At 66.5% G+C, this 26,490-nt stretch carries 24 protein-coding genes and 1 pseudogene; 11 read left to right on the top strand and 14 right to left on the bottom strand.

Annotation, left to right across the window (positions count from 1 at the left end):
* The first annotated feature begins 58 nt into the window (after window positions 1-58).
* A complete protein-coding gene (locus tag CSQ99_RS22410) occupies window positions 59-1,459 on the top strand; it encodes an MFS transporter (RefSeq protein ID WP_176561152.1) in 1,401 nt (466 codons plus the stop codon).
* On the opposite strand, the gene CSQ99_RS22405 is transcribed toward CSQ99_RS22410, so the two are convergent.
* Genes CSQ99_RS22405 through CSQ99_RS22395 form a run of 3 tightly spaced genes read right to left on the bottom strand, consistent with a single transcriptional unit; the run spans window position 1,419 to window position 3,610 of the window.
* The gene (locus tag CSQ99_RS22405) at window positions 1,419-2,138 is read right to left on the bottom strand and encodes a hypothetical protein (protein ID WP_099041215.1); all 720 of its coding nucleotides are present in this window, start codon (window positions 2,136-2,138) and stop codon (window positions 1,419-1,421) included. The genes CSQ99_RS22410 and CSQ99_RS22405 overlap by 41 nt on opposite strands.
* 5 nt (window positions 2,139-2,143) lie before the next feature.
* Complete coding sequence (locus CSQ99_RS22400) at window positions 2,144-2,860, bottom strand: 5'-methylthioadenosine/adenosylhomocysteine nucleosidase (RefSeq protein WP_099041199.1); 717 nt, start codon at window positions 2,858-2,860, stop codon at window positions 2,144-2,146.
* An 18-nt stretch (window positions 2,861-2,878) separates the two neighbouring features.
* A complete protein-coding gene (locus CSQ99_RS22395) occupies window positions 2,879-3,610 on the bottom strand; it encodes an MgtC/SapB family protein (RefSeq protein ID WP_099041198.1) in 732 nt (243 codons plus the stop codon).
* A gap of 90 nt (window positions 3,611-3,700) precedes the next feature.
* On the opposite strand from CSQ99_RS22395, the gene CSQ99_RS22390 reads away from it, so the two are divergent.
* Together CSQ99_RS22390 and CSQ99_RS22385 are read left to right on the top strand one after the other, a co-directional pair.
* Window positions 3,701-4,132, top strand: coding sequence for a type II toxin-antitoxin system Rv0910 family toxin (locus tag CSQ99_RS22390; protein ID WP_099041197.1), 432 nt, complete (start codon window positions 3,701-3,703; stop codon window positions 4,130-4,132).
* Between the two features lie 229 nt (window positions 4,133-4,361).
* Window positions 4,362-4,625, top strand: a complete 264-nt coding sequence (locus tag CSQ99_RS22385; protein ID WP_245909040.1) for a hypothetical protein — start codon at window positions 4,362-4,364, stop codon at window positions 4,623-4,625.
* Here CSQ99_RS22385 and CSQ99_RS22380 read toward each other — a convergent pair.
* Together CSQ99_RS22380 and CSQ99_RS22375 are read right to left on the bottom strand one after the other, a co-directional pair.
* Window positions 4,622-5,482 carry an alpha/beta fold hydrolase gene (locus CSQ99_RS22380; RefSeq protein ID WP_099041195.1) on the bottom strand — a complete coding sequence of 287 codons (861 nt, stop codon included), beginning with the start codon at window positions 5,480-5,482 and terminating at the stop codon, window positions 4,622-4,624. The two genes, CSQ99_RS22385 and CSQ99_RS22380, sit on opposite strands and share 4 nt — an antisense overlap.
* Before the next feature lie 15 nt (window positions 5,483-5,497).
* Window positions 5,498-6,145 (bottom strand): UdgX family uracil-DNA binding protein, encoded by a 648-nt coding sequence (locus CSQ99_RS22375; protein WP_099041194.1) that lies wholly within the window; start codon window positions 6,143-6,145, stop codon window positions 5,498-5,500.
* A gap of 229 nt (window positions 6,146-6,374) precedes the next feature.
* On the opposite strand from CSQ99_RS22375, the gene CSQ99_RS31520 reads away from it, so the two are divergent.
* Window positions 6,375-6,821 carry a universal stress protein gene (locus tag CSQ99_RS31520; protein ID WP_099041193.1) on the top strand — a complete coding sequence of 149 codons (447 nt, stop codon included), beginning with the start codon at window positions 6,375-6,377 and terminating at the stop codon, window positions 6,819-6,821.
* Here CSQ99_RS31520 and lnt read toward each other — a convergent pair.
* The 3 genes and pseudogenes from lnt to CSQ99_RS22355 form a co-directional block, all read right to left on the bottom strand.
* Window positions 6,787-8,244, bottom strand: a pseudogene (lnt, locus tag CSQ99_RS22365) (apolipoprotein N-acyltransferase); the annotation flags it as partial. The gene CSQ99_RS31520 and the pseudogene lnt overlap by 35 nt on opposite strands.
* Window positions 8,222-9,106 (bottom strand): fructose bisphosphate aldolase, encoded by an 885-nt coding sequence (locus CSQ99_RS22360; RefSeq protein ID WP_099041192.1) that lies wholly within the window; start codon window positions 9,104-9,106, stop codon window positions 8,222-8,224. The pseudogene lnt and the gene CSQ99_RS22360, both read right to left, overlap by 23 nt.
* Before the next feature lie 74 nt (window positions 9,107-9,180).
* Window positions 9,181-9,852 (bottom strand): MBL fold metallo-hydrolase, encoded by a 672-nt coding sequence (locus tag CSQ99_RS22355; protein ID WP_099041191.1) that lies wholly within the window; start codon window positions 9,850-9,852, stop codon window positions 9,181-9,183.
* A gap of 102 nt (window positions 9,853-9,954) precedes the next feature.
* Between CSQ99_RS22355 and uvrA the strand changes: the two genes are divergently transcribed.
* Together uvrA and CSQ99_RS22345 are read left to right on the top strand one after the other, a co-directional pair.
* On the top strand, window positions 9,955-12,858 hold the full coding sequence (uvrA, locus tag CSQ99_RS22350; protein WP_099041190.1) for an excinuclease ABC subunit UvrA: 2,904 nt from the start codon (window positions 9,955-9,957) through the stop codon (window positions 12,856-12,858).
* Window positions 12,859-13,094: 236 nt separating this feature from the next.
* On the top strand, window positions 13,095-13,373 hold the full coding sequence (locus CSQ99_RS22345) for a DUF7427 family protein (protein WP_099041189.1): 279 nt from the start codon (window positions 13,095-13,097) through the stop codon (window positions 13,371-13,373).
* On the opposite strand, the gene CSQ99_RS22340 is transcribed toward CSQ99_RS22345, so the two are convergent.
* The gene (locus CSQ99_RS22340; RefSeq protein ID WP_099041188.1) at window positions 13,356-14,522 is read right to left on the bottom strand and encodes a winged helix DNA-binding domain-containing protein; all 1,167 of its coding nucleotides are present in this window, start codon (window positions 14,520-14,522) and stop codon (window positions 13,356-13,358) included. The two genes, CSQ99_RS22345 and CSQ99_RS22340, sit on opposite strands and share 18 nt — an antisense overlap.
* Before the next feature lie 116 nt (window positions 14,523-14,638).
* Between CSQ99_RS22340 and CSQ99_RS22335 the strand changes: the two genes are divergently transcribed.
* The 3 genes from CSQ99_RS22335 (at window position 14,639) to CSQ99_RS22325 (ending at window position 18,017) form a co-directional block, all read left to right on the top strand.
* Window positions 14,639-15,112, top strand: a complete 474-nt coding sequence (locus CSQ99_RS22335; protein WP_099041187.1) for a lipoprotein LpqH — start codon at window positions 14,639-14,641, stop codon at window positions 15,110-15,112.
* Window positions 15,113-15,174: 62 nt separating this feature from the next.
* A complete protein-coding gene (locus CSQ99_RS22330; protein ID WP_099041186.1) occupies window positions 15,175-16,797 on the top strand; it encodes a hypothetical protein in 1,623 nt (540 codons plus the stop codon).
* The gene (locus CSQ99_RS22325; RefSeq protein WP_099041185.1) at window positions 16,779-18,017 is read left to right on the top strand and encodes a CHAT domain-containing protein; all 1,239 of its coding nucleotides are present in this window, start codon (window positions 16,779-16,781) and stop codon (window positions 18,015-18,017) included. The genes CSQ99_RS22330 and CSQ99_RS22325 overlap by 19 nt, the downstream gene beginning before the upstream one ends.
* Here the strand turns inward: CSQ99_RS22325 and CSQ99_RS22320 are convergent, their stop codons facing one another.
* Window positions 18,018-18,491, bottom strand: coding sequence for a hypothetical protein (locus CSQ99_RS22320; protein ID WP_099041184.1), 474 nt, complete (start codon window positions 18,489-18,491; stop codon window positions 18,018-18,020).
* A 73-nt stretch (window positions 18,492-18,564) separates the two neighbouring features.
* On the opposite strand from CSQ99_RS22320, the gene CSQ99_RS22315 reads away from it, so the two are divergent.
* Entirely contained in the window at window positions 18,565-19,875 is a 1,311-nt protein-coding gene (locus tag CSQ99_RS22315) for a hypothetical protein (protein ID WP_099041183.1), read from the top strand.
* Window positions 19,872-20,960 carry a hypothetical protein gene (locus tag CSQ99_RS22310; protein WP_099041182.1) on the top strand — a complete coding sequence of 363 codons (1,089 nt, stop codon included), beginning with the start codon at window positions 19,872-19,874 and terminating at the stop codon, window positions 20,958-20,960. The genes CSQ99_RS22315 and CSQ99_RS22310 overlap by 4 nt, the downstream gene beginning before the upstream one ends.
* On the opposite strand, the gene CSQ99_RS22305 is transcribed toward CSQ99_RS22310, so the two are convergent.
* The 4 genes from CSQ99_RS22305 to CSQ99_RS22290 all read right to left on the bottom strand — a co-directional run bounded on the left by CSQ99_RS22305 (window position 20,954) and on the right by CSQ99_RS22290 (window position 26,427).
* Window positions 20,954-21,271, bottom strand: coding sequence for a hypothetical protein (locus CSQ99_RS22305; RefSeq protein WP_176561151.1), 318 nt, complete (start codon window positions 21,269-21,271; stop codon window positions 20,954-20,956). The two genes, CSQ99_RS22310 and CSQ99_RS22305, sit on opposite strands and share 7 nt — an antisense overlap.
* A 17-nt stretch (window positions 21,272-21,288) precedes the next feature.
* Window positions 21,289-22,623 carry an alpha/beta hydrolase gene (locus tag CSQ99_RS22300; RefSeq protein ID WP_099041213.1) on the bottom strand — a complete coding sequence of 445 codons (1,335 nt, stop codon included), beginning with the start codon at window positions 22,621-22,623 and terminating at the stop codon, window positions 21,289-21,291.
* A 63-nt stretch (window positions 22,624-22,686) separates the two neighbouring features.
* Window positions 22,687-26,019, bottom strand: a complete 3,333-nt coding sequence (lysX, locus tag CSQ99_RS22295) for a bifunctional lysylphosphatidylglycerol synthetase/lysine--tRNA ligase LysX (RefSeq protein ID WP_099041181.1) — start codon at window positions 26,017-26,019, stop codon at window positions 22,687-22,689.
* Between the two features lie 45 nt (window positions 26,020-26,064).
* Window positions 26,065-26,427, bottom strand: coding sequence for a DUF1844 domain-containing protein (locus CSQ99_RS22290; RefSeq protein ID WP_099041212.1), 363 nt, complete (start codon window positions 26,425-26,427; stop codon window positions 26,065-26,067).
* Window positions 26,428-26,490 lie beyond the last annotated feature (63 nt).

Here is a 26,490-nt window from a genome sequence, read left to right as displayed (position 1 = left end):
TGCAACCTACGTGAAATTACTTGACCTCAATAGCGGTTGAGCTCTTAGCGTGAGCGGCGTGACCGTAACCGCAACGACTGCCACCGGTGGCTGGCGTGAGCTGTTGGGCCCGAAGTACCTCGGAGCCTCGGCAGTATTGGCCGGCGGCGTTGCGCTGTACGCCACCAACGAGTTCCTCACCATCAGCCTGCTGCCGAGCACGGTCGCCGATATCGGCGGCCAGCGCCTCTACGCCTGGGTCACCACGGTGTACCTCGTCACGTCGGTGGTGGCGGCGACCACCGTCAGCTCTGTGCTGGCGCGAATAGGGCCGCGGTGGGCGTACCTTTCCGGTCTTGCGGTGTTCGCCGTGGGCAGCCTGTTGTGCGCGCTGGCGCCGACGATGGAGCTGCTGTTGGTCGGCCGCGTGGTCCAGGGCTCGGCGGGCGGGCTACTCGCGGGGCTTGGCTATGCGGTGATCAATTCCACGCTGCCCCAGTCACTCTGGACCAAGGCGTCGGCCCTCGTCTCGGCGATGTGGGGTGTCGGCACCCTACTCGGGCCTGCGGCCGGCGGCCTGTTCGCGCAATACGGTTCATGGCGGTGGGCATTCGGCGTGCTCGTCGTATTGGCCGCGGCAATCGCTGTGCTGGTGCCGTTCGCGCTACCCGGCAGGACAGATGTCCCACCGCGCGACCCGATCCCGGTGTGGTCGCTGCTGCTGCTCGGTGCGGCGGCGCTTTCGGTCAGCGTCGCGGGGGTTCCGCGAAACGTGGTGTGGACCATCGCTCTGGTCGCGGTGGGTGCGGTTCTGGTGGGTGTGTTCCTGATGGTCGATCGCCGTGCGAGCGCGGCGGTGTTGCCTGCGACGGCTTTTCGACCCGGCCCGCTCAAGTGGATCTATCTCACCCTCGGCATGCTGATGGCCGCGACGATGGTCGACCTGTACGTGCCGTTCTTCGGCCAGCGGCTCGCGCACCTCACACCCGTGGCGGCCGGCTTCCTCGGCGTGGCACTGGCGATCGGATGGACGATGAGCGAGATCGCGAGCGCATCGGTGACCAGGACCAAGGTGGTTGTCCGGATCGTCGCCGTTGCGCCGCTGGTGATCGCCGCAGGTCTGACGCTGGCGGCGGTCAGTCAGTTCGAGGATGCGTCGGGCCGGGTAATCGCGATCTGGGTGGCGGCGCTGGCACTGACGGGTGTGGGAGTCGGCATGGCGTGGCCACATCTGTCGGCGTGGGCGATGGGCTCGGTCGACGATGCGAGTGAGGGTGGCCGCGCGGCGGCCGCGATCAACACCGTGCAGCTGATCTTCGGAGCTTTCGGGGCCGGGCTGGCGGGCATCGTGGTCAACGCCACCGATCGCGGGGATGCGACGGCCGCGCGTGCGATGTTCGCAACGTTCGCCGTGCTGGCGGCGGTCGGCCTCGTTGCGTCTACGAGAAGTGGTAGTCGGACAAGTCGATCGACACCATGAGCTGGTCGAACATCGGTCGGCCGTCGCCACCGCACCGATAGGCCCGTCGTGTGGTCGGCATCATGATGCCGTCGGCTTCGACGTAGTCCGAAATATATTGAATTGCCGAGAAACTGCCCGCGATGTCCACGCGGTAGTCGTGGCGCGCGAGCAGCAGGTCGGGCCCGAAGTAGAACTCCTGCAGTGCGCTGTGGCTGAAGAAGCCGGCGGGAATCGTGAACTGCAGGCCGGTCAGTGTTCGTCCGTCGTCGTCAATCGGGTCGAGCTCGCGCACCACAAACCCCGGCAGCGACAACAGGAACGGGCTCGTCAGGTACGTCCATAGTGCGTAGCCGTTGAAGTAGGCCCGCTGCAACGGATTCCACGGAGTGTGCAGGTCGTCGCCTTCGAATGACGCCTCTGGGTCCATCAGCTCGGCGACCACCGCTCCGTCGAGCTTTTCGATCGCTATCCGGTCAGGTGTGAAATCGGTCTTCTGGTCGTCGGCGCCGAAGGGGCGTACCGAACCCCATTCACGTTGCAGCGTCACGGCCATCCGGCGAGGTGTCGGATCCTGCGGCTGGCCCTTCATCTCGAACATCAGTCCGCCGCTGACGATCGTCGCCTCGACGCGGGTGAATTGCCGCCAGTTGTCCAGTCCGCCATGCGCGTCGAGCACCCTGGCCAGCAGGTCCGCCATGTGCGTCACAGTACGGGCAGTAGCCGCCTCAGGATAGTGGCCGATGTGGCCGATGCCTGTTCGACGAACGCGGTGAAGTCGAAGAGCGCATTTCCGCCCGCGAGGTCGGACAGGGCGCGGATGACCAACCAGGGCAGGCCGAAGGCCTCGCAGACCTGTGCGACCGCACCGCCCTCCATCTCGATCGCCGTGCCGTCCAGTTCCGATAGCAGCCGCGCGCGGGTGGAGTCGCAGTTCAGGTACTGATCGCCGGTAAGGACTGTGCCATAGACGAGTTGACCCGGAAGGGGCATGCCTTCCAGTCGGTCCTTGACCCTGGCGAGCAGTTCGGGGTCAACCGGGTAACCGAGTCGATCGGTGGGGTTGATGATCGGCGCGTGGCCCGGCTGGTAGGTGCGTACCCTCTCGTTCTCGAGGACACCGGCGTCGTGCTGGACGATCCGGTCGGCCACAACGACGTCGCCGATCGACAGCGCCGGATCAAGTCCGCCCGCCACGCCGGAGAAAACGATTGTGCGGCAACCGAACCGATCAGCCAGCAGTGTCGCGACGATGGCGGCGTTGACCTTGCCCATCCCGGATCCGGCGAGCACCACGTCGTGGCCGTCGAGAACACCGGTGACGAATCGGGTATGCGCCACCGCATCGGTGTGAGTCTCGGCGAGGGCACTCTGCAGTGTGGCGAGCTCCTGCGGGATGGCGCAGATCAGTCCGATGGTCACAAGACATTATGCGGCGGTTCAGTCGGGGTCGTCGTCGAGCTGGTGGATTCCGATCACGCCGTCGATACCCGCCAGCACCATCGGTGCGTTCACGATCCCCTTGCCGCCGAGCGTCAACAACACACCGGCCTGTCCTGCGCCCGTGGCCAGTTCCGCGGTGTCGTTCGCGATATCGGTGAGTTGCCATTGGCGCCGTTCGCATGCCTGCAGAAGGCGTGTCATCACGCCCTGGCCTTGCAGGTAGCTGACGTGCATGGTGACCGATCCGCTCAACCGGGATGTGAGCCACCGTGCCAGCGGAATGAACCCAACGACGACGAGGAAGTGCATCGCCGTCACGGTGACGGCGAGCAGCAGCAGACCGGACCCCGCGGCCATGCCGATGGCCGCGGACTCCCACACCGCGGCCGCCGTGGTCAGTCCGTGGACCGAGCCGCGCCGGAAGATGATGATGCCCGCTCCGAGAAACCCGATACCCGTGACGATCTGAGCGGCGACCCGCGAGGGGTCGACGACGACGAGCCCATCCTGCAGGACGTCGTTGAAGCCGTACTTGCTGACCAGCAGGATCAGCGCCGCGGCGGTGCCGACGATCGTCTGGGTTCTTACCCCGGCGCTCTTACCCTGGAGCTCGCGCTCGAGGCCGATCAGCGCGGTGAGCCCGAACGCGACGAACAGCTCGATGATCTGGCGGGTGCCCTGTCCAGGTCCGCCGAAGAACGGCGGATCCGCAGCCAACAAGACGTCCATGCGGACAAATTAACCCTCGGACCAGCGCGCTGACGCTCGGCGCGCCGTCGTTCGCATCACTCGCGCGCATGCCCGCCTAGGATCTTGGGCGTGGCCAAACTGGAGCTGTCCCGCGACCTGTCGTTGAGCCCCGAGGATGCGTGGACACACGTTTCGGATCTGTCAACGCTCGGCGACTGGCTGCAGATGCACGAGGGCTGGCGCAGTGAGTTGCCGTCAGAACTGACGGTGGGAACGACGATCGTCGGCGTGGCCGGGGCGAAGGGGATGCGCAACCGCGTCACGTGGACCATCCGTGAGCTGGATCCGCCGCGGCTGATCGGCATCACCGGTGACGGTGTCGGCGGGACGAAGTACGCGCTGAAGATGACCGTGAAGCCGAAGAAGGAGGGATGCTCCTTCACGTTGAAACTCGAACTGGGCGGTGCGCCGCTGTTCGGGCCGATCGGGGCCGTCGCCGCACGGACGGTGAAGGGTGACATCGAACGCTCGATCCGCACGTTCGAGTCGTTGTACGCCTGAGCGTCCGGAACTTTGCGGTGGGCATGACGAGCTGACCTCACCCGCAAACCAATTGAGTCAATACTCCTGCAGCAGAACCCCGTTCAGCGCACTCGACGGCGCTCCACGGTTCGCTTTGCTGAATCTTTCGGCGGGTGCATACCGCGGGGCCGACCCCACGGCCGACTGATCATCGGGCTAAAGTTGGGTCGGGTCGGATAGCTGATTTTGCAGAGGTTTGATCGTGAATATGAAGAAGTTTGGCGCGGTTGTGGCGTTCGTGGGGGCACTGGGCTTCACGACCGCTGGGCTGAGCGCGGGTGTCGCCAGTGCCGAACCGGCAGTGGCGAATTCGCCGGGTGTGACGTGGAAGCTGGACAAGCCGCGCTGGCATGACCGGCATGATCACGACCGCGACTGGCGTGAAGCCAGGTGGGACGGACCGCGATACTACGGGCCATGCGGGTGGGTGCCACCGAACGTGTCCGGGTGGGTGCCGCCGGCCGTCTGCTAGCGGCGCAGCGCGTCGAAAATCTCGCGGTAGTGCAGATGCGCGACGAAGTGTCCGCCGTCGCGAATGTTCAACGTGGCATTCGGGATTCGTGACGCGAGCCGGTGCGGCCAGCTCGCGTCGACCAATTGGTCATCGGCGCCTGCCCAGACGTCGACGGGAACGTCGAGGTCTTCGGGGGCAAAGCCCCACGGACGCATCCACGCGCGGTACTCCTCGACGGCACCCGCCGGCTGGCGCATCGCTTCGCGGGACATCCGCGCGAACGTGCGGAATCCTTCGCCGCGGATCACGGCGGCATCGGCCGGCCCCAGGTCGCGGGCGGCGAGACGGCCGTACGTCACCGGGGCGAGTCGTGGCGCAAGTCCCATCATGTGGAACCACTGCTGCGCCAGCCACGGTGCACGCTCGGACATGCGGGTGAAGTACCGATCCATCGCGGGCAGCTGATCGAACACCCCGGATTCGGTCAGCGGAAGCGCCCCGGCGACGACCGCCACCCGTGTCACCCGGTGGCCAAGGGCGTGCCCCACCGCCGCCGCGTACTGTCCGCCCATCGACCAGCCCATCACGGCGAACCGCTCGACCCCGATCCGGTCGAGCAACTCCTCGACATCGTGGGCCCAGCGCAATGTCGTGCGCCCGGGATCGGGATCTGAGCGCCCGACGCCGGGCCGGTCGGGTGAGATCAGCCGAACGCCGGCCACGGCCGCGACCTCGTCGGCCGCTGCGACATCGAGACGACAGGCCAACCCACCGTGCGCGTTGACGATCACAAAGCCGTTCGGAGCTCCGTATTCGGCGTAGGCCATCGATCGGCCGTCCCGCAACCTGACGAGATGGTCAACCGTGACCTCCATGCACCCGATGATGTCCTACGAGGACAGCAGCCCGGCCGCTAATCGCAGATCCGAGACCAGCGCGTCGAAGGCCTCGTCGCGGTCCTCCGGGCGTCCGCGCAGCACGGATGAGGGGTGTGCGGTCACGACAATCTGTGGATCGAACGTGAGATCGTCGCACTCCGGCAGGTGCAGCACCTCGCCGCGATGAGCCGTGATCCGAAATGCGCTGCCCATCATCGACTTTGCCGCCGTGGCGCCGAGGAGCATCACCACATCCGGCTGTACGGCCATCAACTCGGCGAACAGCCATGGCAGACAGGCCACCACTTCGGTGCGACTGGGCGTCTTGTGGATGCGGCGCTTGCCGCGCTCCGGAAGTGTGAACTTGAAATGTTTCACCGCGTTGGTGACGTACACGCGGTCTCTGTCCACATGTGCCGCCAAGAGCGCTTTGTCGAGCAGCCTGCCTGCAGGCCCGACGAACGGTGCGCCCGCCTTGTCCTCGTGATCGCCGGGTTGTTCGCCGACCAACACGAGACCGGCTGTGGCCGAACCCGCGCCGAGCACCGCCTGAGTCGCGTCCAGGTACAGGTCGCAGCCCTTACAGCTGTGTGCGGCCGCCGCGAGTTCGTCGATATCCAGGGTGTCCGGGACGAATTCGGCCGCGGATTGCGCTGCCATGGCACGCGATTACCCGGCAACCGGTACCGCTACCCCAAACCTGTCCACCTGCGATTCCGACCAGGGCATGTAGGCGGGGTCACGTCGGAAGGACTTCAGTGATGTTGATAGAGCAAGAACGGCGAAAGACCAGGCTGATGCCATTCATGTGTGGTGATTCGCACCCATGTTCGCCGGAGAACGGGTTACTGTCTCGGGTGGCGCTGCAACCTACATTGGGAGGGCACGAATGAGCGGCTACACGACCATCTTGGTCGGCACGGACGGTTCGGATTCGTCGCTGCGCGCGGTGGAGAAAGCCGGCCAGATCGCCGCCGGGTCCGGCGCGACGGTGATCGTCGCGACGGCGTACTTCCCCCAGAGCGAAGATCAGCGCGCAGCCGACGTCCTCAAGGACGAGGGCTACAAGATGGCGGGCAACGCCCCTATCTACGCGATTCTGCGTGAGGCCAAGGAACGTGCGCAGCAGGCGGGCGCCAAGAAGGTTGAGGAGAAGGCGATCGTCGGCGCACCCGTCGACGCCCTGGTCGACCTCGCTGAGGAGGTCAAGGCGGACCTTCTCGTGGTCGGCAACGTAGGCCTGTCCACGATCGCGAGCCGCCTGCTCGGCTCCGTACCCGCCAACGTCGCGCGCCGGTCCAAGACCGACGTCCTGATTGTGCACACCACGCCGTAAGGACCAACAGCGACAACAGGATCGGCCAATCGCCGAGCCGGTCGTAGACGGTGACGCGAGACGCCAGCGGCACATCGATCACCAGCACACCTTCGTCCGACGCGGGCAGCCGGCCGAGTTCGCGACCGCGGGCGTCGAACGCCGAACTGACACCTGATGTCCCGGCGTGCACAGCGGGATGGCCGGTCTCGGCGGCGTGGACCGCGGCCATGCTCGCCAATTGTGGTTGCGCCCAGCTGCCTTGATAGCTCGACGTCGAACTCTGGTACGCCAGCATCTCGGCCCCAAGGCGCACCACGCGCCGCGGCAGATCCGAGAACGTGGTCTCGAAGCTGATCAGCGGTCCGATGGCCAGGGATCCCGTGTTCAGCACGACCGGTCCTTCCCCGCGTCGGCGGTCCTCGCCGGCCGCCTTGGTGTGACGCGTGGCCCAACCCAGCAGCGGCCGCAGCGGCACGTACTCGCCGAACGGCACCAGCCGCGTCTTCGCATACGAGCCGCGTGGCCCGTCGGCGCCGATGAGTACCGACGATTTGTAGATCCCGCCGTTGCGGGCCGGTGCGTCGACATTGACCAACACGTCCGCCCCGACCCGTCGGCGCAATTCGACCAGGCGAGCCAGCGCGTCCGGATGGTCCGCCAGATCGACGCCCACGCTGCTCTCACCCCACACCACGAGGTCGATCCCTTCGCCCGCCAAACCTTCGGTGAGAGATTCGCTGGCCCGCTGACGCGCCGCCGCGTCGTCGATGTCGCCGGGCTGAACCAGCGCCACGCGCACCGATGATCCCGGCACGGGTGCCGGACCCCACCAGAACCACACCGGACCGAGGACCGCGAGGACGACCGCCGGCGCCACCGCGCGCCACGAGCGCAACAGGATCGCCCCGACCAACGCAGTGTTGACGGCGACCACCAGGAAGCCGACGAGCCAGACGCCGCCCACCGAGGCGGGCGCAAGCGTCGCCGGCTGATTCCATTGCGAGCCGCCGAGCAGCGCCCACGGTCCGCCGAGGCGGTGCCACGAGCGCACGCCCTCGGCGAGCACCCAGGCCGAAGGGAGTACGGCGACCGCGATGAGGATCTGGCGGGCCGTCGGCTTGCCGGCGAGCAGTCGATGTGCCGCCCACCCCCATGGAAACCAGAGCACGCCGATGCCGACCGCGAACACGGCCAGCAGCGGTCCGCTACTCGGAAACAGCCAATATTGGTTCGCCAGCAGGAAACCGGCCATACCCATCCAGGCACGTCCGCCACCCTGCGCCGCGGTCGGCGCCGCGCGGACCACGAACAGCAGTGGAATGAGCCCGACCCACGCCAGCCACCACCACGAGGGAGCGGGAAAGGCCAGAGCAGGCAGGGCGCCGGCGACCAGTGCCGCCGCGGCCCCGCGAATCAGCTCAGCTGGCTGAGGCCTTGGCAATGCTTGCGATCGCTTGATCCAACGTGGCGTTGAATTCCTCGTCGCTCTGCTGTGCCGTCAGCCCCTCGGTCAGCGCACGCGAGAAGCTCGCGATGACGCCGGTGTTGCGGGCCAGTTTCTCGCAGGCCTCGTCGCGGGCGTAACCGCCGGACAGGGCCACCACCCGCAGCACCTTCGGGTGATCGACGAGTTCTTTGTAAAGGTTGTCGGTGTCGGGCAGTGTCAGCTTGAGCATGACCTTCTGGTCGTCGCCGAGCGCGTTGACCCCGGCCAGCAACGCGGCGTTGAGCTGGTCCTCGGCCTCCGCCTTCTTGGGGCTCTTGATGTCGACTTCGGGCTCGATGATCGGCACCAGACCCTTCGCGAGGACCTGCTGACCCACCTCGAACTGCTGGGCGACGACGGCGTCGAGGCCCGAACCCGGCAACTTGATGACCGAGCGCTCTTTGGTGCCGAAGACGCCGTTGGCCACTGCCCGGTCGAGGAGATCGTCGAGCCCCGGCATCGGCTTCATGGTCTGCGAGCCGTCCTGTTCGTCGTTCAGACCCTTGTCGATCTTGAGGAACGGAACGATGTTCTTGACGTTCCACAGGTAGTCGGCGGTCGGGCGGCCCTCGACCTGGCGGTCCATCGTCATCTCGAACAGGATCGCGCCCATGATGCGGTCGCCGTTGAAGGCCGGGCTGGTGATGATGCGGGTCCGCATCTCGTGCACCAGGTCGAACATCTGCTCGTCGCCGGAGTAGGCGTCCTCGGAAATGCCGTAGAGCTTCAGCGCCTTGGGAGTGCTGCCGCCGCTCTGGTCAAGTGCGGCGATGAAACCGGCACCGCTTTGAGCCTTCTTCAACTGATCCTGGTTCACCCGATCTCCTGCAGTCTCCTCGACGAGTTCTGCGCATCAGCGTAGGACAGCGGATTCACAGCGTGGCCGGGCCCTCACCAACCGCGTTGCTTCCACTCGCCGAGGTGTGGGCGCTCGGTGCCAAGCGTCGTGTCATCGCCGTGGCCCGGGTAGACGACCGTCGAGTCGCCGTAGACGTCGAAGACCTTGCTGGTCACGTCGGTGAGCAGCTTCTCGAAGTCGCCCTCCTGCCACGTCTTGCCGACGCCGCCGGGAAACAGGCAGTCGCCGGTGAACAGGTGGGTTTTGTCGTCGGCGCCGACGAGCGCCAGCGCCACCGATCCGGGGGTGTGACCCTGAAGGTGGATGACGTCGAAGGTCAGGTCACCGATCTTCACGGTGTCGCCCTGAGCGAGGATCCGATCTGGCGTGACCGGCAGTGCCTCGGCGTCGAGTTGATGCGCCGCTGTCGGTGCGCCGGTGGACTTGGCGACCTGTTCGAGGGCCTGCACGTGATCGAAGTGCTGGTGGCTGGTGACGATCAGCGACAATTTCGGCGCGAAGCGCTCGATCAGTTCGAGCAGAATCTCGGGGTCGTTGGCCGCGTCGATGAGTAGCGCCTCGCCGGTCTGGGAACACGTCACCAGGTACGCGTTGTTATCCATCGGGCCCACTGAAACCTTGACGATCGACGCACCAGGAAGGGTGCGGCGGGCGGCGGTCTGCGCTTCGGTGTGGCCGGTGTAGTTGTCGTCGACGACGGTCATGTCCTCACGGTATCTGGCTTGCCTGGGGAGTTGTCGGTGGCGGCACATAGCATGGGTTTCAACTATGTCTTCGGAGGTCTTCGTCGTTGAAAGAGAGCGCGTGTGGCTGATCGCCTGATTGTCAAGGGTGCGCGCGAACACAACCTGCAAAGCGTCGATCTCGACCTGCCTCGCGACGCCCTGATCGTCTTCACCGGCCTGTCCGGTTCGGGCAAGTCGTCGCTGGCCTTCGACACGATTTTCGCGGAGGGCCAGCGCCGCTACGTCGAGTCGCTGTCCGCGTACGCGCGCCAGTTCCTCGGCCAGATGGACAAGCCCGACGTCGACTTCATCGAGGGCCTTTCGCCTGCGGTGTCCATCGACCAGAAGTCGACCAACCGCAACCCTCGGTCGACTGTGGGCACCATCACCGAGGTGTACGACTACCTGCGTCTGCTCTACGCCCGCGCCGGAACCCCGCACTGCCCGGTGTGCGGTGAGCGCATCGCTCGCCAGACGCCGCAGCAGATCGTCGACCAGGTCCTCGCGATGGACGAGGGTCTGCGCTTCCAGGTGCTCGCACCGGTGGTGCGCACCCGCAAGGGCGAGTTCGTCGACCTGTTCGACAAGCTGAACACGCAGGGCTACAGCCGGGTGCGCGTCGACGGCGTGGTGTATCCGCTGACCGAGCCGCCCACGCTGAAGAAGCAGGAGAAACACGACATCGAGGTCGTCGTCGACCGGTTGACGGTCAAGTCCACCGCCAAGCAGCGGCTGACCGACTCGGTGGAGACGGCCCTGAATCTGGCCGACGGCATCGTCGTGCTGGAGTTCGTCGACCGCGAGGACGACCACCCGCACCGCGAGCAGCGGTTCTCCGAGAAGCTGGCATGCCCCAACGGGCACCCGCTCGCCGTCGACGACCTCGAGCCGCGGTCGTTCTCCTTCAACTCGCCATACGGTGCCTGCCCGGAATGCGTCGGCCTGGGCATTCGCAAGGAGGTCGACCCCGAACTCGTCATCCCGGACCCGGACCTGACGCTCGCCGAAGGCGCCATCGCGCCGTGGTCCATGGGGCAGACCGCCGAGTACTTCACCCGGATGTTGTCGGGGCTCGGCGACGCGCTCGGGTTCGACGTGGACACACCGTGGAAGAAGTTGCCCGCGAAGGCGCGCAAGGCCATTCTCGAAGGCTGCGACGAGCAGGTGCACGTGCGGTACAAGAACCGCTACGGCCGAACCCGTTCGTACTACGCCGATTTCGAGGGCGTGATGGCGTTCCTGCAGCGTCGCATGGAGCAGACCGACTCCGAGCAGATGAAAGAGCGCTACGAGGGATTCATGCGTGACGTGCCGTGCCCCGAGTGCGAGGGCACCAGGCTCAAGCCCGAGATCCTGGCGGTGACGATGACGGCGGGGGAGTACGGCGCCAAGTCGATCGCCGAGGTGGCCGAACTGTCGATCGCCGATTGCTCGCAGTTCCTCAACGCGTTGACCCTCGGATCGCGCGAACAGGCCATCGCCGGCCAGGTGCTCAAGGAGATCCAGTCGCGGCTCGGGTTCCTGCTCGACGTCGGACTCGACTATCTGTCGTTGTCGCGGGCGGCAGGCACGCTGTCCGGCGGTGAGGCGCAACGCATTCGGTTGGCCACCCAGATCGGCTCCGGGCTCGTCGGGGTGCTCTACGTACTCGACGAACCATCGATCGGACTACATCAGCGCGACAACAGGCGGCTCATCGAAACGCTGATCCGGTTGCGGGACCTCGGCAATACGCTGATCGTCGTCGAGCACGACCTCGACACCATCGCCCACGCCGACTGGGTTGTCGACATCGGGCCTGCGGCAGGCGAGCACGGCGGTCAGATCGTCCACAGCGGTACGTACGAAGACCTGCTGACCAACACGAATTCGATTACCGGCGCCTATCTTTCGGGCAAAGAGGAGATCGAGGTCCCCGCCATCCGGCGGCCGACCGACCGCAAGCGGCAGTTGACCGTGGTCGGCGCGCGCGAGCACAACCTGCGCGAGATCGACGTGGCGTTCCCGCTCGGCGTGCTGACGTCGGTCACCGGCGTCTCCGGCTCGGGCAAGTCGACGCTGGTCAACGACATCCTGGCGTCGGTGCTGGCCAACAAGCTCAACGGCGCCCGACAGGTGCCTGGCCGGCACACCCGCGTGACGGGTCTGGACAAGCTGGACAAGCTCGTCCGCGTCGACCAGTCGCCGATCGGCCGGACGCCGCGGTCCAACCCGGCCACCTATACCGGCGTCTTCGACAAGATCCGCACGCTGTTCGCGGCCACGACGGAGGCGAAAGTCCGCGGCTACCAGCCGGGCCGGTTCTCGTTCAACGTCAAAGGTGGCCGCTGCGAAGCCTGCTCGGGTGACGGCACCATCAAGATCGAGATGAATTTCCTGCCGGACGTGTACGTGCCGTGTGAGGTGTGCCAGGGCGCCCGCTACAACCGCGAGACCCTCGAGGTGCATTACAAGGGCAAGACCATCGCCGAGGTTCTCGACATGTCGATCGAGGAAGCGGCGGAGTTCTTCAAGCCGATCACGTCGATCCATCGTTACCTGGCGACGCTGGTCGATGTCGGACTCGGCTACGTCCGGCTCGGGCAGCCGGCGCCGACGCTCTCCGGCGGCGAGGCGCAGCGCGTCAAGCTCGCGTCCGAACTGCAGAAGCGGTCGACCGGCCGCACCATCTACATCCTCGACGAGCCGACCACGGGGCTGCATTTCGAAGACATTCGCAAGCTGCTCGCCGTCATCAATGGCCTTGTCGACAAAGGCAATACGGTCATCGTGATCGAGCACAACCTCGATGTGATCAAGACCTCCGACTGGATCGTCGACATGGGCCCCGAGGGCGGAGCGGGCGGCGGCGCGGTGGTCGCGGCGGGCACCCCCGAGGACGTCGCCGTCAACACCGACAGCTACACGGGCCACTTCCTGGCCGAGTCGCTGGGTGTCTCGCGGCCGAAGCCGAAGGTGCGCAAGCGCCGCAAGGTCAGCGCCTGATACCTGCTGGCAGGTATTGAGAATTCCGGTTTTACGCCCCGCTTCTGGACCTAGCTGTGGAGACATCGCGCGGCGTTCTGGGTGACCCTTGTCACATAGATAACCGAGGCCAGCCGTCAAGGAGTCCTCATGACTTTCATCATCGCGACATGTGCAGCAGTCGTCACCGCGTTCGTCGTCGACTGGGGTCAACGTCAGTGCGAGATCTGGGCGTTGACACGAGATAAGGACCTGTGATGGTCCTCGACGTAAACGCCAAGCGGGCCTGGGGAGTGATCGCCGCGAGCGTGCTCGCCTACGAACTCGCATGCAAGGAGGGCGAACTCCTCAGTGAGGGCGTCGACGACTGGGTTGCGGCGAAGCCGATCCTGACCAGGACTGTGATTGCCGCGCTGGCTGTGCACCTCGGCAATGCCGTCCCGCCACGCTTCGACCCGGTATCGCTCGGGTTTCACGGGATTCGTAAGGGCTCGAGGTATCTGGCCGCGCGGCCGCACTCAGTTCTGGGCGCGTGACAGCGGCGACGGGAATCGCGGGCTGACCCGAACGCCTGCCAGCCATTCGGTCAGCTCGTCGGCGCGCCGTTGCAGGGCCTTCTCTATTGTGCGGCCGACGTCCTCGAGCAATCGCAGTTCGACCCGGCCGTCGGCATCCTGGCCCCACGCGCCGACGATGCGACCGTCACACCACGCGGTCGGGCCGCCGTTGCCGTTCGTGTCGAACACTTGACTGCGGTGCCCGCCGAGATACCAGTCGCGGTCGAACCATCCCATCGTCGTGACGTCGAGGCCGGGCAGCAACGCACACCACGGTTCGGCGTCGGGTTCGACCTCCAAATCGTCGGGCAGCACGAAACCCGGTGTGCCATCGAGATCCACCTCGACGGCTTCGAGGTCGACCAGCGCCTGACGCGCCCACGTCAGTGTGTTGCCGAACCACCACTTGATGTCGGTGACTGTCGCCGGCCCGAAGGCACGCAGCCACCGTCGCACCAATGCGGTGCGCGCAAGCTCTGCGGGTACGGCGTCGGGGGTCGACGGGAGCCAGTCCACCATCGACGTCCACCGCGGCCGCGAGACGGTCCAGCCTCCGTCGTTGGGCCCCCGGACGATGTCGCCGCGGACCGAAAGCACGGTCAGAATTCTTGGTGCCAGCGGTGTTTCGCCGCCCCACCGCTTGCCCGGCGCTGGGTCATGCTGTCCAGCCAGCTCCGGGAGCGCCGCCCGCAAGTCCCTGGCGGTGGTCGGACCGTGCTTGCCGAGATGGGTGAGTACTGCGGCCGATGCGGTATCCAGCCACGCATCGCCGTCGACGCAGACGCCGGACTTCTGGGCATCGGCGACGACCTTTCGGCGCTCGTTGCCCGCCACCCTGTCGCTGGCGCCGGCTTGTACAGCCGCCAGGTCCTCGGCGCGGATCACCCACAGCGTCCGCCTCATTGCCAAGTGCTTCACCAGCGTCCGGCGTTGGTACAACGCGGTGTCCAGATCGGTGAGGGTGAAGCCGGGCACCCGCGCCCACAGCGATAGATACGGCGTGGCCGGGTCGGTGGCGTGCAGACCGACGACATCGCCTGCAACGTCGGCCGCGGAATGCGCGTTGGCGTTGAGAAAGTGCCGGCGAGCGAGCCTGGCCCGCCGCTCGGCAACCGTGAATGACCGCATCACCTGCGAACGCTACCTGCGGATACCGACAGAGTTTGGGATCGGTAGCCGCACCCGCCGCCTTGACTGACATCACGACGACGCCAGTGGGGCGGCGTAAAACGAAGGGAAGATCGATGAATCGAGTTGTCACGGGTGTGGTCGGGCTGGCTCTCGGCGCGGCTGTGCTGGTGGGCTGTTCCGACGACAAGAAGTCAGAGGCCGCGCCAAGCCAGCCTCAGGCGAGCACGGGTGGTTCAACCGAGGTCAAGGTCGCCGGCAGTGACCTGTCCGGTCTGGATCTCAACTCGGTGACCTGCGTCAAGCAGGGCGGCAAGATCAACGTCGCCAGCGCGGCCATCAACGGCCAGGCCGGGCTCGCCGTCGTCATGACCGACGAGGCCACCCCGACCGTCGAGTCGCTCGGCATGTCGGTGGACGGCAGCGCGCTCGCCGTCACCAACATGATGGGCGCCAAGACCGGCTCTGCAGAGGTGAAGGTCGACGGAAGCAGCTACACCATCACCGGTGAGGCTGTCGGCGCCGACATGGCGAATCCGATGGCGGGCATGATCACCAAGCCGTTCACGATCAAGGTGAACTGCACCTGATCGGCCGCATACCGGAAGCGGTGGACGTACCCTCCACGTCCGCCGCTTCCTATGATTCAGAAATGACCATCCTGGCCGACCTCGAGCGGGCACGCCATCTGGTGTTCGCCGCCAACGAGGACGCGGCCAAGGATCTGCTGCTCTCGCTCGTTCCCGCAATCGAGACAGCCGACCGCGACGACTGGCTCTTGGAGGTTTACGCCCAACTGGGCCAGCTTTACCTCGTTCGCACCGCCTATGACGGTACCGACGAGTCCGTCCGCCGGATCCGCGAATGCCTGGCCACCTACGGCGAGATCCGGGCGGGTAGGCGGCCCGATCTGGCGCCGCAGGTGACGATGTCCGACGCCGAGGTCGACCACATGATCTGCCGGTACTCCCGTCGGGCACAGTTCCTCCAGACGGGCCTGGCTGCGGCGCACGGCGAACACGAAGCGGCCGAGGCCGCGCTGCTGGTGCTGATGGATGACACCACCGACTACCCGGATCTCGCGGACGAGCACGGGCGTTTCATCACCTTCGCGCGCATTCTGTGCGCCAATGCCCTGTGCGACGACGATCTGCATGTGCAGTCGGTTCACTTGTGGGAGAACGTGATCGATACGATCGACGGAACGCGCGGCGGCGATGAGTTCGACGACTACCTACTCGTGTTCGGTGCGACGTCCTACGGCCGGTTCTGTATCGAAACGGGACGGCTGCCTCAGGCCGAACCTTGGCTGCGACGGGCGGGTGCCCGCGCCGAAGCCCGCGGCTGGGCGTTGGGCACGGCGAGAACGAAATTCGAACGTGCGACGGCAGCCTGGGCGGTGGGCGACCGGGCGCAGGCACAAGATCTTGCGCATGAGTCCTATCCGGCGATCGCCGAGGGCATGCGGGCGCACGACGTGTCGCGATGCTGGCTGTACTTCGGCCTGATCGCCCTCTCGATCGACAAGCTCGACGACGCCGACGAGCGTTTCGGCCACGCTGAGCGGCACTGGCGTGAAATCGAGAAGCCGCTCCATATCCATCGCATCCTGTTGCAGCGCAGCTGGGTTGACATCTTTCGGGGCGACTTCGACGCCGCGCGTCGGCGCACGGAAGAGGCGCAGGAGCTCCTCGATTCGTGGCCGCGACACAGCTGGCTGCAATACGCCCGCCTGCATGACCACATCGGCAGCATCTGGCGCGCCGACGCATTGGCCGACCCGCAGAACGCGGCGGTCAAACTCGAGAAGGCCGCCGAATTGAAGGTGCCCGCTGCACTTGCCGTCGACTCGGTACGGCATGCGATCGCCGATGCCGACGCCAGAATGCGCTGGGCCACCCATGTGTCCGCCCGCATGTTGGCGGGCGCGTTTGCCGTCGCCTGGGAATCGGGAAACACCGAACTCGTCAGCGAACTGGTCGAGTACCACAGTGCGCGCGGCACATTCAGTGCGGAGCCGGACTCCGAGACCGTCGAGCTGACGGGCACCGCCACTGCCACGGTGCCGCTGGAGACCACCGACGAGTACGCGTTGGTCGCGGCGGGTGAGTCGTCGTCGAATGGAAGTGCGGGGCTGACGCGGCTTGGTCCGTTGCCGCCGCTGCAGATGGACCCGAACTCGGCTCCCATCCTGACGCGCTATCGCACCCTGGCGGCGGAACGGTACGGCCGCGACGTGACCGCACGTGGCCCCACATGGGCGACGTGGCCGTGACGGACGCCGAATCCGAGGCCGAAACAGCCACCCTGGTACTGCGATTCGCCGATGTCGGCATCGCCACGTACGTCAGCCTGCGCCTGGTCGGGGAGCCAGCCAAGACCGTGACGTGGGTGATCGAGGAGGCGGCGCTGCGCGCTGCGCTGGACGAGTTGACCGGAGCGCTGCCTGATCCGATTGACGGCGAGAATCGGCGTGACGCGCTCGAGCGTGCGATCACCAAGGGCGCGTTCGCCTCACCGGCAACGGAATTGGCGATTGCGCGCACTCTCGGAACGCACCTGATCGCACCCGACGCCTGGCATTTGCTTGTCGACTCGGCCTCTTCGCCGAGGGCAGCGTTGTTCGTATCGCCGAGCGCGCGGCTGGCGCGGGTGCCGTGGGGCCTCATTGCGATGCCCGGCGACGATGGCCACCGACTCATCGAGCTGGTCGACGTACTGATGGCGGCTCCACCGAACATCGTCCATTCACCGCGCGAACCCGCCGGCTGGGGCGGTCGGCGGGCCAGGCCGCCGCTGCTGGTTCTTGATCCCCGGGTGCCGGGTCAGCGGCCGGACTCAGCGCTCGGGTCCGTGCTCGGACGCCCGTCGTCGGATACGCCGTTGGCCAAGCACTTCGGCGAACTGATGGGTGTCCGGGACGTGCTACCCGACGTCGCGACTTCCGTCGACCTGTTCCGGCGCGCCGACGCCGATCGGGCCTGGCTGAAAGAGCTGCTGGCGCAGGCTCCAAGCCGTCTGCTCTACGTCGGCCACGCCACCGCAGCGGACGGCGACGTCGGCCATGCCGACCGGGCCGCACTGCACCTGGCTGACGACCGACCGCTCACCGCATCGGATCTGATGTCACTGAGGCTGCCGTTGCCTCCCCGGGTCGGCCTGCTGGCCTGTGCATCCGGTGGCGACTACCGATTCGACGAAGCGACCGGACTGGTGGCCGCGATGATTCTCGGGGGTGCTGAGTTGGTGACGGCCACCCTGTGGTCGCTTCCCACCGCTGCCGGCTATCGCTTGTTCGCGTCGACGAACGCGGACGTCGATCCGATGGCAGACGCGATCCGTGCCGTGGACCGCGCACACGAAGCCGGCGATGCCGGACGCGCGGTGAACGGCTGGCAGCGGGAACAGATGCGACGGTTCAGCGACGGCGATCTCACCGCAAGCCCGCTCTATTGGGCCGCGCTGGCGACCTTCGCCGTCGACGGTGCCCGGTGATCAGCGTGGCGACACACAGACGGCGACCGCGGACTCGTCGCTGGATCGGTAATACGTGTCGATGATGCTGCCGGGGGTCACCTTCGTGATCGCCGACTCGGGGATCAGGGCCTTCTCATGAGCCGCGAACTGTCCGCCGCACGGCCGATGCACCATCACGTCGAGTTCGACCTCGCGAAAATCCTCACGGAAATGCCCGGTGGTTCGCATGCCGGTGACCACGGCGCGGGATTTGGTGCCATGCCGGATCAGGTCAATCTGACTATCGGTGACCAGGCCTTTCCCGACCAGCATCCGGTCGAACTCGGCCCGGATGGTCACCATGTCGTCGTCGGTGGCGAGCCGCTCATCGGCTTCGTCGGCGTCAGCGTCGGTAGGGGCGGCAACAGTGCTGTCGCGGTCGGGAATCAGGTAGGCAAAGGACGTGGCGACGAGTAGAAACATGACGAAAGCGATCGAATACGCGCTGGACATGTCACCAGGGTCGGACGCCCCGTCGGCTACCGAACCCAACTTTTCCCCGATGCCCGCCTCCTATCCTGTTCCTATGAGCACCGCCGAGACGGCCGTCGCCGTCGCACATCCGCGCCGGGCGGTGATCGACCGCGCTTGGCGGGCAATCGGGCCAGGAGTCGAGGTGCTCAGCGGTGACGACGGTGGCCCACTGCGGCGCACCGTGAAGCGGATCCTCGACCCGTTGGTGCTGCGCTTGCGCTCTAACACGCAGTTCTCGGCACCGTTTGTGGCGGCCGAAGTGGCCGAAGCCATGCATGAGGTGATCGTCGGCCGAGCCGCCGAGTTACGCTCGGCGGCAGCGTGGTTCGAGCTGCTCAAACGTGAGCGTCGCCGGCTCCGGATCACCAGCGGGAACGCCCAGGAGCTGTACTTTCCGGTCTGTTTCGAGCTTGCCGTCACGAAAGGTCCACCGGCCCAGCCCGATTCCGGTGCGGCCGAATCGGTCCTGCGTGATATCCACGCCGACCGTGACCGTACCGCGATCGAGGCGCTGAACACTTATTCGTCCGACCACGTCGTCATCGCGGAACTGTCGGAGCAGCTTCGGTCCAGCTGGAGCGATGTTCGGGCCGGAACCGAGATCACCCGCCCGTTCCTATCGGGGCTGACCACCGTGCTCGGCCCGGCCGACTCGCACAGCCAAGCCGCGGCGCGACAGCGGGTGTGGCATGCGCTGATCGCCGATGTGACGCCGTACAACCTCGGGGCCGCGGCGCATCATGACGGCACGCAGCTGCCGTGGTCGATCGTGCGCCTGGGGCTCAGTTCCGCTGAACCGCAGAATCCGCCGGCGGTCATTGGCGGCACCGACAACGAGCGACCGCTCAATCGATCGGTGATCGACCGAGTGCGCGCGACACTGCGCCGCGCGATGGATCGCGAAGAACTGCCCGATGTCCCGATGCTGTGCGAGGAAGAGGTCGACCGGTGCTGCGCACCGTGGGGGCTGATGGCCGAGGACAAACAGGCGACTCTCGTCGCCGGGATCGAGGTCGCCGTCGACCTGGCTCCGCTATCCGCTACCGCGACGACCCGCTACGACTTGGCCCGTCAGATCCAGGCGCGGCTGCGCAAGGAGGCGTATGTGCTGCACGCGCGTCGCTACCTCGCCGATGGCGGCCCCGTCCATCCTCGTCAGCAGCAGGTGATCGACGATCTTGCGGCTTTCGCCCGGCCGTATCTGAGCCGCCTGTGGGCGCGTCTGCACGGGCGCGACGTATGGCAGGAACCGTGCTCCGATGTGGATGACGTCCGCGCGCTGCTAGAGGGCGTCGCGCGCTCGGTGAGCCTCGATCACCGGCAGCGCATCAAGACGATGCTGGAACTGCAGGTAGCGGGATGAAGTTGAGGTCAGATTCCGGGCTATGGAGTACGGGCCCCTTCGTTGCGCCCTCGCCGCTGCTGGCCGTGCTCGAGATCAGCGGTGCGGTGCTGTCGTGGACCATCGACGATCGTGGTGCCGATCCCCAGATCACGTTCACCGATCCGTCCAGGGCGGACTGGCTCTGGCGGGTGCTCGGCGAGGCCGGACACCGTGCGGTCGCGTCCACGGTCGATCATGCTCCACCTGATGAGGCTCACGCCGTCGACCTGACCGGCGTCGATGTGCTTCCCGGATCGCTGGACGGGTTGCGACGGTTGGCCTTCGGGCATTGGCTCCGGCGGTGGTGGCCGGCGAGTGACCGAGACGGGATCGCGACGCTCGACGCGGCATTGTTGGATGCGGAGATCGCGATCCTCACCGCCGCTGCCGAGGACTTCTTCACCGACGACACCTTCGACTCCGACGCGGCCGAAGTGCTGAGGCCGCATGTCGCCGCACTCAACGCCCATGTCCAAGAGGGTGATCCGCGCATCATCGAGCTTGTCGAGAAATGTACCGATCTTGCTGACGAGGTGGGCATCGTCTTCGACACGCCGGCACAAGCGGTCCGCCGCGACGACTTCGCGCTGGCCGCGGGTGGCGATATCGGTCGAACCACCGCGACGACTGTTGCGACGGGTGTCGGTTCGATCCAGTGGTCGGCCGTTCCTTCCGGAATCTTCGATGCCGCAGAGGACACCGTCGACTGGAGGGTCGAGTCCGTCGACGAGGCGGTGACAGCGATTGTGCGAGTCGCATTGTCGGGGATGGGTTCACCCAACGGCATCTCCGTTCGGCTGCGCTCGGGTCCGTTCAGGGGCGAGGGCGTGCTCGGTGCCGACGGGCGAGCGACTTTCCCCGTCGTCGATGCCGATCAGCAACCCATATCGGAATCGACTGCGTGGGGACATGATTGGCGCACATCCACGCTGACTATCGGCGCGGAGGCCGGTGAGTCTGCGCAGATTCGTGATCGCATCCGGGATTTCGCGCGATCGCGGCTGGCCTCGCCGCCGGCCGACGCCTATCTGGCCGAGGTCCTGGCCGCCGAATCCGACTACTGAGACTCGGGCTTGCGCATCGACTCGCGAATCTGCGCCAGCCGTTCGGCGGCGGCACGCTGCCGGGCTTCGTACTGCTCCTCGACTGTGCGGCCTTCCGGCGTTTCGGCATCGAGTTCCGCAGCGCCGATCGCCGTGCCGTAGCGGGTTTCGATCTTCTCGCGCACCGAATCGAACGTCGGGACACCGCCCGCGGTGTAGCCCGTGTCGGCCGGTTCGGGTGGCGCCGCCGTCGGCGTAGGATCCTCAACCAATTCCGCTTCGACGACAGGTTCGACGGTTGCTTCCGGCTCCTTGGCGGGTTCGTCCGGCATGTCGTCCACGCTACCCGCTACTTCGCGGCCACCTGAACGATCGGCGGTGGCGGCGGTGGTGTGGGCAACGGCGTCGGCGGAACCCGCGGTGTACGGAGTCGACCTGCCATCCAGGGCAGCGCGGACGCGAAGGACTGTGACGCGAAAGTCCAGTCATGCATACCTGGTGCAGTGACGACGGCACAGCTGATCCCGTTCGCGTTGCCGAGGCCGCACAGTGAGTTCGCGGCCGAACTCTGCTCCGGAGACGCTGCGCTGTTGACGGCGAACCAGCCGGCGACACCGCTGTAGGCGCCGTGGCGGGTGATGACGTTGGTGGGATCGAACGACGCATAGGCCGCGACATTGCCGCCGAACAGCCGTGAGATGGTCTCGTCCTTCGTGCCCGAGTTAGGGGCGCTGTCACCCGCGATGTCCTCGAAGGCGCTGAACATATCGGGATGCATCACAGCGAGGTCGACGGCGCAGGTACCACCCATCGAGAAGCCCACGACACCCCAGTTCTCTCGGTGTGCACTCACTCCGAACTTCGAAACCATGAACGGCACAACATCTTTGGTGAGGTGATCGGCGCTGTTGCCGCGACTGCCGTTGACGCATTCGGTGTCGTTGTTGAACGTGCCACCCGCGTCGACGAATACGAGCACCGGCGCATTGCCGCCATGGGCGGCCGCGAAGTTGTCCGCGATGGCGACCGCGTTGCCGATCCGGACCCAGTCGGCGGGCGTGTTGAACTCCCCACCGACCATCATGATCGTCGGCATCGGCGGCGGTGGGTCGGTCGCATACCAGGCGGGTGGCAGGTAGACGAGTTCCTCGCGATGTTTGAAGCCCGAGGCCGAGTCGCCGATCTGCACGGGCACCACCGTGCCTTTCGCGGGAACCTGGTGGCGGTGCTGCAACGCCAACACCGTCACCTGATCTGTCTGATCGGGCAGCGGGCCTGCGGTGAACTGATTCCACGCGGTCTGGACGCTTGGGAAGTAGCCGGTCCACAGGTTCAGCGCCAAACCGGCAGACAACAGGCACAGTGGCACCGCCGAGGCCGCCAGCAGCCGCCGCGGCCATGTCGACCCACGCCAGCCGGCGACCAGCACGCCCGCTGCGGTGCCCGTCAGCCCGATCCAGACCCAGAGCCCGTGGGGCGCCGGGTTTCCCGCGAGACCTTCCGATTCGACGTACCAGTACGCCGCGGCGGTCAGCGCGATTCCGCACAGCGCGGCCCACGGCACCCAGACGTATCGCCAGCGCTGGATGCCCCAGCAGACCGCCGCCACCAGCGCGATGCCGGCCAGGATCTGGACCGTGATGGGAATCCAGCCGTGCAGCAGGGACAGGTGATGGCGCAGCATCTCGCGAAGCGTCACGGCCACAAGAGTGACCGCGGATGCTTGGGGCACGCTGTGAAGAAGCTGCTAACGCGGTTTGGCCAGGGGGAAGGGCAGCGTCTCGCGGATGCTGCGGCCGGTGATCAGCATGACGACGCGGTCAACGCCCATGCCGAGGCCACCCGTCGGGGGCATCGCGTACTCCATGGCCTGCAGGAAGTCCTCGTCGAGTTCCATGGCTTCCGGATCGCCGCCCGCCGCAAGCATCGACTGTTCCTGCAGCCGCCGGCGCTGCTCGACGGGATCGGTCAATTCGCTGTAGGCCGTCCCCAGTTCGACGCCCCACGCAACCAGGTCCCAGCGCTCGGCGATACCCGGGATGCTGCGGTGCGGTCTCGTCAGCGGTGACACCGACGTGGGGAAGTCCTTGTAGAACGTCGGCGCCTCGGTGCGGTCCTCGACCAGATGCTCGTACAGTTCGAGCACCACCGCACCGGTGTCCCAGTGCGTGAGGTAAGGAATCTTCGCCCCGTCACACAGCCGCCGCAGCGTCGTCAGGTCCGTCTCGGGACCGATCTCTTCGCCCAGCGCCTCCGACACCGCCTGGTGCACGGTCTTGACCGTCCACGCGCCCGAGATGTCGACGGGCTCCAGCGTGCCGTCGTCGCGGGGACGCATGAACACGTGCTCCCCGTTGGCGGCTTGCGCGGCGTTCTGGATCAGCTCCCGGCAGCCGTCGATCCACACGTTGTAGTCCGCATGGGCCTGATAGGCCTCCAGCAGCGTGAACTCGGGGTTGTGGCTGAAGTCGACGCCCTCGTTGCGAAATGCCCTGCCCAGCTCGAAGACCCGCTCGACACCGCCGACGCACAGGCGCTTGAGGTACAGCTCCGGCGCGATCCGCAGGTACAGGTCGAGGTCATAGGCGTTGATGTGGGTCAGGAACGGCCTGGCGTTGGCGCCGCCGTGGATCTGCTGCAGAATCGGCGTCTCGACCTCCAGAAATCCTTTGTGGAACAGGGTTTCGCGGATCGCATGCAGAACACCGCTGCGGGCCCGGATCAGATCGCGGGCCTCGGAGTTGATCGCCAGGTCGACATATCGGGCGCGTACCCGCGCCTCCTGATCGGTCAGTCCCTTCCACTTGTCCGGCAGCGGGCGCAGGCATTTGCCGATCATCCGCCAGCTGAGCACGATCAGCGACCGGGTGCCCTTCTTGCTGAATCCCATGGTCCCGGACACTGCGATCAGGTCGCCCAGATCGATAGCATGCGTGAAATCCACCGTCGTGCCCTCTTCGAGCAGCGAATTGTCCAGCAGCAGTTGAACTTCCCCGGACCAGTCGCGCAGCTGCGCGAACAGCACGCCACCGTAATCGCGGATGCGCAGTACCCGCCCGGCCACGGTCACCGTGCCCGCGCCCTCCGATTCGACCGCGGCAAGGATGGTGTGGCTGGGTTCTTCGCCGACGGGGTAGGCGTCGATTCCGCTGTCCTGCAACGTCTTGAGCTTGGCCATTCGGACCCGGACCTGTTCGGGTAGCCGAGAACGTTCCTCCTCGTCCAGCCCCACCGCAAGTTCGTCGACATCAGGGGCGGTGCCGTCTGGGTGCAACAGGCCGCGATCGACGATGCTCTGCGGCACCGCGGTGTGATGTCCGGTGTGCGGCTGGGAGTGCCTGCGGGAGAACGGCAGCACCAGGAAGCCTTCTGCGATCACCGACGCCACCCCGACGCGGGGGACCAGGCGGGCGTCCTCGTAGCACGCGTAGCGCGGGACCCACTCGGGCTGGTACTTCATGTTCGAGCGGTACAGCGTCTCCAGCTGCCACCAGCGGGAGAAGAACACCAGAAGGGCGCGCCACAGCCGCGCGACCGGACCGGCGCCGAGCTGAGCCCCTTGTTCGAACGCGGAGCGAAACATCGCGAAGTTCAGCGAAACACGGCTCACGCCAATGCCTTCGGCCTGCAGGCACAGCTCGCTGACCATCAGCTCGATGGTGCCGTTGGGGGATTGCGGGGAGCGGCGCATCAGATCCAGCGACGCTCCGTTGGCACCCCACGGCACCAGAGAGAGCATCGCGACGACCTGGTCGCCGCCGGCACCGGGCTGAATGGCTTCGACCAGCAGGCAGTCGCCGTCGGCCGGGTCGCCCAGTCGGCCCAGTGCCATGGAGAAGCCGCGCTCGTCGTCGGTGTCGCGCCAGGTATCGGCTCGTTCGACCACCTTGGCCATCTCGTCAGGGTCGAGATCGCGGTGCCTGCGGATCCGCACCACGGCACCCGCGCGTCGCGCCCGGGTCACCGCCTGCCGCACTGCGCGCATGTCCGGGCCCGATAATCGGAAATTGTCGGGGTACAGGATCGCCTCGTCGCCGAGCTGCAAGGCGTTGAGGCCGGCCGCGCGGAATGCCTCGGCCGCAGTCGAACTCGCGCCCATCACCCCTGGCGCCCAGCCGTAGGCCTGGCATAGCAACAGCCACGCTTCGATGGCTTGCGGCCAGGCCTTGGGATCACCGACCGGATCGCCGCTGGCGAGGCAGACACCGACCTCGACGCGGTAGGTGATGGCGGCGCGGCCGGTCGGCGCGAACACCACCGACTTGTCGCGACGCGTCGCGAAGTAGCCCAACGAGTCGTTTTTGCCGTACAACTCGAGCAGCCCCCGGATCGCCGACTCGTCTTCACCGGTGAGCGCATTCTCCGCGCGTTGGGACTGGAACAACACGATCGCCGCCACCATCAGTGCCAGCGCGCCGAAGAGGCCGAGCAGCGCATTGATGAACACGTGGGGGTGACCGGTGAACGAGTCGGCGCTGGCGCCCGCAAAAGCGCCCACCCGGTTCAGTGCGTAGAAGAAGCGGTCCTCGCGGGCCAAGCTCCCCGGGAAGAGCTCGATCAGGCCCCATCCGATCAGGGTGCCGACGAACAGCCCGGCGACAAGGGTTGCCGCCGCTTTGATCAGCGCGCCGCGGCGTACTTTGGCCCAGAACTCCTTGCGCGCCAACATCAGGAATGCGATGGCGGCGACGTGGAAGGCCAGGCCGATGATCTCGCCGCTTTCGCGCAGCCACGATTCCTCACCGGAGACGATGTCCCCGACGTTCCAGCCGGCCGCCGCGACCATGTATCCGACGAGGATCCACCACGCGATGCTCTTACGCGCTGCCAGCGCGGCGGCCAGCAGTACCAGCACAAACGCCCACGCGAAGCTGGTGTCGGGGAAGTTGAAGATGTAGTCGTTGACGAACTCGCGGGGCACCTTGATCAGCGATCGGAACAACGGCGAGACGCTCGCAACGAGCGACAGCGTGGCGATGATGCCGACCGTCCAGCCGGCCGCGGCAGGCACCCACCTGAACGCGGAGTTGCGGCGGGCGTTGGCGATGTTCGCTGAGCCGGCCGGGCTAGTGATGGTCATAAGGCGCGAGGATATTCGCTCGGCCGGTCAAATTGGTGTGAGTAGCTACCAGACAGGGCCGGTGTATTTCTCCCCGGGACCGTGACCCGGTTCCTCCGGTGCGGCGCTGGCCTCGCGGAATGCGAGCTGCAGGCTCTTCAACCCATCGCGGACCGGTCCGGCGTGCGGTCCGAGGTACTCGGCGGAGGCCGTAACCAAACCCGCGAGCGCCGTGATCAGCCGGCGCGCCTCGTCGAGATCGCGGTGCGGGCTGTCGTCGGGATCCTCAGCCGACAGCCCGAGCTTCTCGGCCGCGGCACTCATCAACATGACCGCCGACCTGGTGATCACCTCGACGGCGGGGATATCGGCCAGCTCGCGGGTCGGCAGCTCGGCCGCCGGTTCGGGCGATGCGGGATCCTGGGTCATCCCTGATAGGATGGCATGCGCGACCGTCCCGGCGTACGCCAGGGACAGCAAGTGGAGTCCCAC

Source organism: Mycobacterium neglectum (genome assembly GCF_002591975.1).
Taxonomy (GTDB): domain Bacteria; phylum Actinomycetota; class Actinomycetes; order Mycobacteriales; family Mycobacteriaceae; genus Mycobacterium; species Mycobacterium neglectum.
The sequence above is the reverse complement of the archived record's forward strand: the minus strand, read 5'-3'. Positions and strand labels throughout refer to the sequence as shown.